Origin of the sequence: Pseudomonas sp. S36 (assembly GCF_016647875.1) — a bacterium.
In the GTDB taxonomy this organism is placed as follows: domain Bacteria; phylum Pseudomonadota; class Gammaproteobacteria; order Pseudomonadales; family Pseudomonadaceae; genus Aquipseudomonas; species Aquipseudomonas parafulva.
On record NZ_JACVVG010000083.1, the window covers coordinates 1 to 8,946 of the forward strand.

8 protein-coding genes are annotated in these 8,946 nt (G+C 63.3%); 5 read left to right on the forward strand and 3 right to left on the reverse strand.

The window, feature by feature from the left end; genetic code table 11:
• Positions 1 to 169: 169 nt before the first annotated feature.
• The 3 genes from IAE36_RS23185 to IAE36_RS23195 all read right to left on the reverse strand — a co-directional run bounded on the left by IAE36_RS23185 (position 170) and on the right by IAE36_RS23195 (position 3,021).
• On the reverse strand, positions 170 to 1,000 hold the full coding sequence (locus IAE36_RS23185) for an ATPase (protein WP_201214943.1): 831 nt from the start codon (positions 998 to 1,000) through the stop codon (positions 170 to 172).
• An 85-nt stretch (positions 1,001 to 1,085) separates the two neighbouring features.
• Positions 1,086 to 2,081 carry an NAD-dependent epimerase/dehydratase family protein gene (locus IAE36_RS23190; protein ID WP_201214944.1) on the reverse strand — a complete coding sequence of 332 codons (996 nt, stop codon included), beginning with the start codon at positions 2,079 to 2,081 and terminating at the stop codon, positions 1,086 to 1,088.
• A gap of 49 nt (positions 2,082 to 2,130) precedes the next feature.
• Entirely contained in the window at positions 2,131 to 3,021 is an 891-nt protein-coding gene (locus IAE36_RS23195; protein WP_201214945.1) for a LysR family transcriptional regulator ArgP, read from the reverse strand.
• A gap of 90 nt (positions 3,022 to 3,111) precedes the next feature.
• On the opposite strand from IAE36_RS23195, the gene IAE36_RS23200 reads away from it, so the two are divergent.
• From IAE36_RS23200 to IAE36_RS23220, 5 genes are all read left to right on the forward strand, one after another.
• Positions 3,112 to 3,711, forward strand: a complete 600-nt coding sequence (locus IAE36_RS23200; RefSeq protein WP_060482486.1) for a LysE/ArgO family amino acid transporter — start codon at positions 3,112 to 3,114, stop codon at positions 3,709 to 3,711.
• Positions 3,712 to 3,965: 254 nt separating this feature from the next.
• Positions 3,966 to 4,562: a superoxide dismutase gene (locus IAE36_RS23205; RefSeq protein ID WP_028635149.1), complete on the forward strand. Its 597-nt coding sequence runs from the start codon at positions 3,966 to 3,968 to the stop codon at positions 4,560 to 4,562.
• Between the two features lie 239 nt (positions 4,563 to 4,801).
• Positions 4,802 to 6,856: a putative bifunctional diguanylate cyclase/phosphodiesterase gene (locus IAE36_RS23210; RefSeq protein ID WP_028635150.1), complete on the forward strand. Its 2,055-nt coding sequence runs from the start codon at positions 4,802 to 4,804 to the stop codon at positions 6,854 to 6,856.
• Between the two features lie 152 nt (positions 6,857 to 7,008).
• A complete protein-coding gene (locus tag IAE36_RS23215) occupies positions 7,009 to 8,346 on the forward strand; it encodes an imelysin family protein (RefSeq protein WP_201214946.1) in 1,338 nt (445 codons plus the stop codon).
• Positions 8,347 to 8,484: 138 nt separating this feature from the next.
• Positions 8,485 to 8,946 (forward strand): hypothetical protein (locus tag IAE36_RS23220; protein WP_201214947.1); only part of this gene is annotated, 462 nt, incomplete at its 3' end.

Sequence of the window (8,946 nt, forward strand, 5' to 3'; positions counted from 1 at the left end):
CCGCTGGGGCTGCGTTGCAGCCCATCGCGACCTGCGGTCGCTCCTACAGGGACGTACATATTCCCCCGTAGGCGCTAGCGAAGCTCGCGATGGGGTGCGCAGCGCCCCCGGCATTCTATGATTGAAGCTGATACCGCTGGGGCTGCGTTGCAGCCCATCGCGATCGGCCCTACCGGGGGGTAGCGTTGATTTGCTGTTGAAGGTTCTGCAACTGGCTTTGCACGTTGTTGAAATTGCGGGTCATCTGGCCACGGAATGCATCGAACTCCTGCACAGAAGCCCCAGCGCCCGCGCTTGAATTCGCGCGGCCGTCCAGCTGGCTCTTGAGCACCAGTACATCCTGCTCAAGGCTCTCGATGGCGGCTTTCGGGTTGCCTTGCTTCTTGAGCGCCGCAACCTCGTCACTCAAGCTCTTGAGTTGCCCGTCGACCTTGCCGCCATCCAGCTGCCCGGACTTCAACGCCGCCAGCTCGCCGTTCACCGCCTTGAGTTGCGCCTGCAACTGGGTTTGCAGCTCACTCACCGCCTTTTGCTGCTCACGGGTATCGGCCAGCACCTGCTCCAGGCGCTTGCCCAGGTCACCTGCCTGGCCCGCCACACCCTGCTGCTGTTTACCCTGTTCGGCAAGGCTTGCCTGCAATTGACGAATCTGCAGCTTCAGCGCTTCGCTGCCGCTGGAGCTGGAAGACTCACTGGCCTCGACCTTGCCACTGATGGCTTGCAAGCGCCCAGCAGCCTCTTCGCTGATACGGGCAAAGCTTTCCTGGGTAGCCACCAGTTGCTGCTCCATCAGCGAGATCTGCTGGAAACTCCACCAGCCCAGGCAACCCAGGGCAATGAACGCAGCCCCCAGCAACGCCCACAGCGGCGCGTTGCTCGCAGGCTTCGCGGCCTTTTGACGGCTGCGTGAAACATGTGCCGGCAGCAGTTCATCATCATCCGGCGTGCCGGCACGCAAAGGGGGCACATCATCGAAATCGTCGTGAGCATCGTTGCGCATGGGGCTTCAACCAAACAGATAGCAAAGAGACAGAAGTATAAACCGCTCGCACGGCGCTCTGATGACCATCATCACAGCGACCGGTTCACTGGCCGGGCGGCTGGTGCTTCCACCAGGTGCAGAACTCATCCAATGCCGTCCACAGGCTCACCTTTGGCTGGTAATCCAGGTGCTGGCGGGCGCGGCTGATGTCCAGGGTGAAATCACGGCTCATCACCTGCATGCCCAGGCGCGACAGCGTGGGTTGCGGGCGCCCGGGCCAGAGCAGGCAAGCAGCCTCGTTTAACGCGGCCATGCCGTAGGCCAGCCCGTAGCTGCGGTAGCGCGTCACCGGCGGCAACTGCATCTGGCGCATCACGTAGTTGATCACGTCCCACAGCGGCAGCGGGTGGCCATTGCTGATGTTGTAGGCTTGGCCCAGCGCCCGGCCATCGGCAAACAGCGCGCTCAACAATGCCTCGTTGAGGTTGTGCACGCTGGTGAAGTCCACCTTGTTCAGGCCATTGCCGATAATGGCGACGCGGCCCTTGCGCTGCATCTGCATCAGCCGTGGGAAAATACTGGCATCACCCGCGCCGGTGACAAAGCGCGGCCGCAGCGCCAGGACCTCCAGGCCAAACTCCTGCGCACCGAACACCTTTTGTTCGGCCAGGTACTTGGTGCGCCCGTAGTGATCATGGAAGCGTCGCGGTACCTGGTCCTCGCGGATGTCCTGGCGCGAGCGGCCATTGAAGTAGATCGACGGTGACGACAGGTGCACCAGGCGCCGCACATGTTCCTTCAGGCAGCCCTCGACCACGTTCTCGGTCACCACCACGTTGCCCTGGTGGAAGTCCTGGTAACGCCCCCAGTTACCCACCGCGCCGGCGCAGTGCACCACAGCCTCCACACCCTGGCACAGGCGGCGGGCAAGTTCGGCATCGCCCAGGTCGCCGGGGATGAACTGCGCACCCCGCCTGACCAGGTGCTCCACCCCCTCGGCGCGCCGACCACTGACCCGTACGTCCAGCCCCTGCTCCAAGGCGTGGCGCGCGAAACGACCGCCGATGAAGCCACTCGCGCCAGTGACCAGAATTCGCATGTAACACTCCGTCTTGCCAAATTTCAGAAGCAACTGACGCCAGCCGCCCCTACAAGGGCACCAACCATTGCCGGGCGGTGTGCCGCAGGTGGTCAGTCAGTTGCGCGAGCAATTGCCCGCCCGTGCGCCAATGATGCCAGTACAGCGGTACATCGATGGGGGTATCCCGGCAAATTTCCACCAGTTGCCCAGCGGCCAGTTGCTCACGGGCCTGCAGCTCAGGCACCAGCCCCCAGCCCAGGCCGGCCTCGGTCATGCGCAGAAAACCCTCCGACGATGGGCACAGGTGGTGCAGGAAACCGTCTTCGATACCCAGGGAAGCCAGATACCGGTGCTGCAGGAAGTCATCGGGGCCGTAGACGATGGCCGGGGTGCGTGCCAGCCGGCCGGTGTCGAAACCCTGCGGGAAGTGTTGCGCCATGAACGCAGGGCTGGCCAGCGCGCGGTAGCGCATGGCGCCCAATGCCAGGCTGCGGGCGCCGGCCACCGGGCGTTCGCTGCCACACAGGCAGGCAGCCACCTCACCGGCGCGCATGCGTTTCAGGCCCACCTCCTGGTCTTCCACCACCAGGTCGGTCAACACTTTGTGCCGGGCACAGAAGTCGCCGACCGCGCCGGCCCACCAGGTGGCAAGGCTGTCGGCATTGAGCGCGATGCGCAGGCGTTCCGGCACGCCGCCTTCGTCCAGCGCCGGCACCTCGCGCTGAAGGTCACGCTCCAGCAGGCGCACCTGCTGCACGTGGTTCAGCAACTGGCGGCCAACCTCGGTGGGGCTGGGCGGTGCTGCGCGCACCAGTACCGGCTGCCCGACCCGCGCCTCCAGCAGCTTGATGCGCTGGGACACCGCAGACTGCGACAACCCAAGCACGCTGGCTGCGCGCTCGAAACCGCCCTGTTCGATCACCGCAGCCAGCGCGGCAAGCAGCTTGTAGTCGAACATCGATTTTCCTAATGAGTGATGAGCTTTATTGGTTTTTCTTATACAGCGTGGCAAATCACAATAGCCAGCATCTTTTACGGAGTAATCACCATGTGGCAAAGCTACCTCAATGGCATGCTGGTGGCCTTCGGCCTGATCATGGCCATTGGCGCGCAGAATGCATTCGTCCTGGCACAAAGCCTGCGCCGCGAACACCACCTGCCAGTGGCCGCGCTGTGCATTGTCTGCGACGCACTGCTGGTGGCCGCCGGGGTATTCGGCCTGGCGACGGTGCTGGCGCATAACCCGACCTTGCTGGCCGTCGCCCGCTGGGGTGGTGCGCTGTTCCTGTTGTGGTACGGGGCCAAGGCACTGCGCAGCGCCTGCTCGAAACAGAGCCTGCAGCACCAGCAGGGCCAGGGCATGCGCTCACGTCGCGCCGTACTGCTCAGTGCCCTGGCGGTCACCCTGCTGAACCCTCACGTTTACCTGGACACCGTGTTGCTGATCGGCTCACTGGGCGCACAGCAGGCCGCCCCCGGCGCCTATGTTGCCGGGGCAGCCAGCGCATCGCTGCTGTGGTTTTCGACCTTGGCCGTGGGCGCGGCCTGGCTCGCGCCGTGGCTGGCGCGGCCGGCCACCTGGCGCATGCTCGACCTGATGGTGGCGGTGATGATGTTCGCAGTGGCCGCACAGTTGATCTTCAGCTGATTTCCACGGCCCTGTTGCCGGCAAGCCCAGCCCATACGCGGGTGGGCTTGCCAGCGGCAGGCTCACCGCTGGTCGCCAGCCGGTGACCGCCCAGGAACCTCTTATCCCTATGTTTGTTGCGTGGTTATGCGCCAGGGCTGGTGCTATGATCCAGCCCTTGCGTCGCAAAGAGTACAAACTCGCCGACGCTCATAGGGCCGCCCGTGATCGGCCCTGCGCAAACCGCGAACTAGACCTGAATCAGGAGATCCACCATGGCTTTTGAATTGCCGCCGCTGCCTTACGCCCATGATGCCCTGCAGCCGCACATCTCCAAGGAAACCCTGGAGTATCACCACGACAAGCACCACAACACCTATGTCGTGAACCTGAACAATCTGGTCCCAGGCACCGAATTCGAAGGCAAGACCCTGGAAGAGATCGTCAAGAGCTCTTCGGGCGGCATCTTCAACAACGCCGCGCAGGTCTGGAACCACACCTTCTACTGGAACTGCCTGTCGCCAAACGGCGGCGGCCAGCCAACCGGTGCTCTGGCCGAGGCCATCAATACCGCTTTCGGTTCCTTCGACAAGTTCAAGGAAGAGTTCACCAAGACGTCGGTTGGCACCTTCGGTTCCGGCTGGGGCTGGCTGGTCAAGAAAGCTGACGGCTCCCTGGCCCTGGCCAGCACCATCGGCGCCGGCTGCCCGCTGACCAGCGGCGACACCCCGCTGCTGACCTGCGACGTATGGGAACACGCCTACTACATCGACTACCGCAACCTGCGTCCCAAGTACGTCGAGGCGTTCTGGAACCTGGTCAACTGGGCATTCGTTGCCGAGCAGTTCGAAGGTAAAACCTTCAAGGCCTGAGCCCCTCAGCCTTGAACAAGAAACCCGGCCCTGCGCCGGGTTTTTTCATGCCGGCTGCAACGCAGGGTTGTGCTTGCTCAGGCCGTATTGCACGCTAACATCAAACCACCGGATTATTGATACAGCGCATTCAAGTTGCAGGGTCTGGCAACCGATACACTGCTCGTGGCCACGCGGTAGTGTATGGTCATCGTTGATGGCAAAATGATGCCATTCGCATGAATTAAGGATAACCTCCATTGAAGCTGGAATTGCGGAACAGCTTGTCGGTCAAGTTGCTCAGGGTCGTGCTGCTGTCGGCGCTAGCGGTCGGCGTCGTGCTCAGTTGCGCGCAGATCGTCTACGACACCTACAAGACCCGCCAGGCCGTCAACAATGATGCCCAGCGCATCCTCGACATGTTCCGCGACCCCTCCACCCAGGCGGTGTACAGCCTTGACCGGGAGATGGGCATGCAGGTCATGGAGGGGCTGTTCCAGGACGAGTCCGTGCGCATGGCCTCCATCGGCCACCCCAATGAAACCATGCTGGCAGAAAAGTCCCGCCCCCTGCAGGACACGCCCATGCGCTGGCTGACCGACCTGATTCTTGGCCAGGAGCGCACCTACACCACCCAACTGGTCGGCCGCGGCCCCTACAGCGAATACTACGGTGACCTGAACATCACCCTCGATACCTCGTCGTATGGCCGGGACTTCCTGCTCAACGCCGTGATCATTTTCATTTCGGGTGTGCTGCGCGCACTGGCCATGGGGCTGGTGCTGTACCTGGTCTACCACTGGCTGCTGACCAAGCCACTGTCGAAGATCATCGAGCACCTCACCCAGATCAACCCCGACCGCCCAAGCCAGCACCAGATCCCGCTGATCAAGGGGCATGAAAAGAACGAACTGGGGCTGTGGGTGAACACCGCCAACCAGTTACTGGCGTCGATCGAACGCAATACCCACCTGCGCCATGAGGCAGAAAACAGCCTGCAACGCATGGCCCAGTACGACTTCCTCACCGGCCTGCCCAACCGCCAGCAGTTGCAACAGCAGCTGGACAAGATTCTGGTCGATGGCGGGCGCCTGCAGCACCGGGTAGCCGTGCTGTGCGTGGGGCTGGACGACTTCAAGGGCATCAACGAGCAGTTCAGCTACCAGGTAGGCGACCAGCTGCTGCTGGCCCTGGCTGACCGCCTTCGCGCCCACAGCGGCCGCCTGGGCGCCCTCGCCCGCCTGGGCGGTGACCAGTTCGCCCTGGTACAGGCCAACATCGAGCAGCCCTACGAAGCGGCCGAACTGGCGCAGAGCATCCTGGACGACCTCGAAGTGCCGTTCGACCTCGATCACCATCAGCAAATCCGCCTGCGTGCCACCATCGGCATCACCCTGTTCCCGGAAGACGGCGACAGCACCGAGAAGCTGCTGCAAAAAGCCGAACAGACCATGACCCTGGCCAAGGCCCGTTCACGCAGCCGTTACCAGTTCTACATCGCCAGCGTCGACAGCGAGATGCGCCGGCGCCGCGAACTGGAGAAGGACCTGCGCGAGGCCCTGCCACGCAACCAGCTGTACCTGGTGTACCAGCCGCAGATCAGCTACCGCGACCACCGCGTGGTCGGTGTCGAGGCCCTGCTGCGCTGGCAGCACCCGGAACTGGGCATGGTGCCGCCGGACCAGTTCATCCCGCTGGCCGAGCAAAATGGCAGCATCATCGGCATTGGCGAATGGGTGCTCGACCAGGCCTGCCGCCAACTGCGCGAATGGCATGACCTGGGCTTCGGCGACCTGCGCATGGCGGTAAACCTGTCCACCGTGCAGTTGCACCACAGCGAGCTGCCCAGGGTTGTCAACAACCTGCTGCAGGCCTACCGCCTGCCGCCGCGCAGCCTGGAGCTCGAAGTGACCGAGACCGGCCTGATGGAAGACATCAGCACCGCCGCCCAACACCTGCTCAGCCTGCGCCGCTCAGGGGCGCTGATCGCCATCGACGATTTCGGCACGGGCTACTCGTCGCTCAGTTACCTGAAATCCCTGCCGCTGGACAAGATCAAGATCGACAAGAGCTTCGTTCAGGACCTGCTGGACGACGATGACGACGCCACCATCGTGCGGGCCATCATCCAGCTGGGCAAGAGCCTGGGCATGCAGGTCATTGCCGAAGGGGTGGAAACCGCCGAGCAGGAGACCTACATCGTGGCGCAGGGCTGCCACGAGGGCCAGGGCTACCACTACAGCAAGCCGCTGTCGGCCCGCGAGTTGACCAACTTCCTCAAACAGGCTCAGCGCAACCAGGTATCGGTGCTCTGAGCCTGCCGGTTACACCCCATGACCCGCATTTACATGAATTGCGCGCTTGGCCCTTTACAGCAAATGCAAATCTTTCGCATGATGTTGCGGTTTCGCGTGCCACGGCGCACGGCCCACCCACTGGTCCAACCACACGACGCAGGAAACCAATAATGATTCGAATGCCTCTGGCCTCTGCCAGTCTGCTGGCCATTGCCATCGCTCTCGCCGGTTGCGGTGAAGGCAAGGACAACAAGGCCGCCGCGCCGCAAGCCCAGGCACCCGCGGCCGCCACCCCTTCTGCCAGCGCGCCAGGGGCTGTCGACGAAGCCGCCGGCAAGGCCGTGGTCAAGCACTACGCCGAACTGGTGTACGCCGTGTACAGCGACTCGCTGAGCACCGCCAAGACCTTGCAGGGCGCCGTGGACGCATTCCTGGCCACCCCGAACGATGACACCCTCAAGGCCGCCAAGGATGCCTGGGTTGCATCGCGCGTCCCTTACCTGCAAAGCGAAGCCTTCCGCTTCGGCAACACCATCATCGACGACTGGGAAGGCCAGGTGAACGCCTGGCCCCTGGACGAAGGCCTGATCGACTACGTCGACAAGAGCTACGAGCATGCCCTGGGTAACCCGGCTGCCAGTGCCAACATCATCGCCAACACTGAAATCCAGGTGGGCGAAGAGAAGATCGACGTCAAGGACATCACCCCCGAGAAGCTGGCCAGCCTCAACGAGCTGGGCGGGTCCGAAGCCAACGTTGCCACCGGTTACCACGCCATCGAATTCCTGCTCTGGGGCCAGGACCTGAACGGGACCGGCCCGGGCGCCGGCAACCGTCCGGCTTCCGACTACCTGGAAGGCCAGGGCGCTACCGGCGGCCACAACGAGCGCCGCCGTGCCTACCTCAAGGCAGTCACCGACCTGCTGGTCACCGACCTTGAAGAAATGGTCGGCAACTGGGCACCGAACGTGGCCGACAACTACCGCGCCAAGCTTGAGGCAGAGCCCGCCAACGACGGCCTGCGCAAGATGCTGTTCGGCATGGGCAGCCTGTCGCTGGGTGAACTGGCAGGCGAACGCATGAAGGTTTCGCTGGAAGCCAACTCGCCGGAAGACGAGCATGACTGCTTCAGCGACAACACCCACTACTCGCACTTCTACGACGCCAAAGGCATCCGTAACGTCTACCTGGGCGAGTACACCCGCCCGGACGGCACCAAGGTCACCGGCCCGAGCCTGTCGTCGCTGGTCGCCAAGGTCGACCCGGCAACCGACGCCACCCTCAAGGCCGACCTGGAAGCCACCGAAGCCAAGATCCAGGTCATTGTCGACCACGCCCTCAAGGGCGAGCACTATGACCAACTGATCGCTGCCGACAACACCGCCGGCAACCAGATCGTGCGTGACGCCATCGCTGCCCTGGTCAAGCAGACCGGCGCCATCGAGCAGGCCGCAGGCAAGCTGGGCATCGCCAACCTGAACCCGGACACCGCTGACCACGAATTCTGATCCGGTAACAGTGCTTCACGTCTACGCCCGGCCATGTGCCGGGCGTTTTCGTTGGTGGCGGCAATGCTTCCCGATGCCTGCCACGGCGGCGAGGGCCCATGCTGCACAAGGTCCACGAATCGCCTACCAGGAGGCACTGTGCTGCAGATTCTCGATGTCTGGGGGGAAGGCCGCATCGTTCAGCGCGTTCAAGGCAAAGACCTGACAACCGGGTTCCATAACGCCTACAACCTCAACAAGGCAGGCCAGCGCATCTCCAACGGCCTGTTTGCCGGCAAGCCCATCCCCAACCTCATCCTGGTGTACGAATACGACGCCCCCAGGTTTCCCGTCGACGACCATAGCGTGCCCCACGTGACCCTGATGGGCGCACCGATCACACACGCTGTAGCAGAGGAGATGTGCCGCGTAGTCGCAAGGCCCGGCAAGATCTACCTCTACGACCCCAATGAAACCGACCGGCGAATGTTCGAAGCCGTGGCCTTCACCCTCGGCCTGCAACCCATGGGGCGCTATGCACCCGCCGAGCTGGCCCCACCTTTCAACGAAATCACCCTGCTTGCCGCCTACGTCTACCGCGCCCCCGAGCCGCCCCTGCCC